The following is a 224-nucleotide window of genomic DNA, read 5'->3' as shown; positions in this document are numbered from 1 at the left end:
ACGTTGATAGGCCGGGTGTGTAAGCGCAGCGATGCGTTGAGCTAACCGGTACTAATGACCCGTGAGGCTTAACCTTACAACGCCAGAGGCGTTTTGCGAGACCGATTTTCAGCTTGTTTTGCCGGATTAACAGAATTTGCCTGGCGGCCACAGCGCGGCGGTCCCACCTGACCCCATGCCGAACTCAGAAGTGAAACGCCGTAGCGCCGATGGTAGTGTGGGGC

At 57.1% G+C, this 224-nt stretch carries 2 rRNA genes; both read left to right on the top strand.

Going from position 1 to position 224, the window contains the following annotated elements:
- Positions 1 to 76 (top strand): 23S ribosomal RNA (locus C1Y41_RS19795); the annotation flags it as partial.
- A 63-nt stretch (positions 77 to 139) separates the two neighbouring features.
- Positions 140 to 224 (top strand): 5S ribosomal RNA (rrf, locus tag C1Y41_RS19790); the annotation flags it as partial.

This window comes from Pantoea sp. ICBG 1758, assembly GCF_002928325.1.
In the GTDB taxonomy this organism is placed as follows: domain Bacteria; phylum Pseudomonadota; class Gammaproteobacteria; order Enterobacterales; family Enterobacteriaceae; genus Pantoea; species Pantoea eucrina.
Note: the sequence above shows the minus strand (reverse complement) of the source record. Positions and strands in the feature narration are given on the sequence as shown.